The organism is Haloferax sp. ATCC BAA-644 (genome assembly GCF_000336975.1).
Classification (GTDB): Archaea; Halobacteriota; Halobacteria; order Halobacteriales; family Haloferacaceae; genus Haloferax; species Haloferax volcanii.
On sequence record NZ_AOLF01000006.1, the window covers coordinates 1 to 358 of the forward strand.

The window sequence follows — 358 nt, forward strand, 5'->3', positions numbered from 1 at the left end:
GGGGGGGTCGTCAGACCCACCAAAAGCATCTCCTATCCGGGTTGTTGCCGTCGAACCAAACTCGTCCGAGGAGACACGAATCTTCGAGTCACAGGATTATGGGTCGCTCGGCTCTTGGGCGAACGACCAGAACGACACCTATCTGCTCGACGAAACCCAAGAGCAGACCCAACAAGTGCTTGCGAATATGGACCCCTGCGTTGATGAGGTGTCCAGCCAGTACCAAGCAGGCGAAATAAACTCGTCAGACCTTGCGATGATGGACCCACCCACTATCGGGGCTGAGGCATCCACATCTCTCAAAAAGTCTGGATACTACGGTCAGGGCGCGGCCATGCTCGCGTCAACCGGTGCTTCC

1 pseudogene is annotated in these 358 nt (G+C 56.7%); it reads left to right on the forward strand.

Going from position 1 to position 358, the window contains the following annotated elements:
- Nucleotides 1-358 (forward strand): annotated as a pseudogene (locus tag C458_RS18620) (hypothetical protein); the annotation flags it as partial.